Source organism: Verminephrobacter aporrectodeae subsp. tuberculatae At4, assembly GCF_000193225.1.
Classification (GTDB): domain Bacteria; phylum Pseudomonadota; class Gammaproteobacteria; order Burkholderiales; family Burkholderiaceae_C; genus Acidovorax; species Acidovorax aporrectodeae.
Genome location: NZ_AFAL01001070.1, coordinates 1 through 399 on the forward strand (window position 1 = coordinate 1; position 399 = coordinate 399).

Genomic DNA, 399 nt, shown 5'->3' on the forward strand with positions numbered 1-399 from the left:
TGTGACACAGTAAGAATAGCTACCACCACCGACTTCCAGTACAACGTCGACACCTCCGTCTCCGGCACGCGCCCCACCGCCACCATCGTGCTGGCCGACACCAGCCTCACGCTGGGCGAGACCACCACCGTGACCATCGCCTTCAGCGAGCACGTCAACGGCTTCGACGCCACCGACGTCAACCTCACGGACGCCAACGGCACGCTCGGCGCGCTCACGGCCAACGCCGACGGAAAAACCTGGACCGCCACCTTCACGCCCACGGGAGACACCCAGGACGCGACCAACACCATCAGCGTGAACCTGGCCGGCGTGACGAACGACACCGGCCGCACCGGCGCAGGCAACGCCACCAGTTCCAACTACACCGTGGACACCACCCGCCCCACGGCCACCATC

The 399-nt window shown here is 66.4% G+C and carries 1 protein-coding gene; it reads left to right on the forward strand.

Annotated elements, in window-relative coordinates:
• Nucleotides 1-399 (forward strand): Ig-like domain-containing protein (locus VTU_RS34340; RefSeq protein WP_010110800.1); only part of this gene is annotated, 399 nt, incomplete at both ends.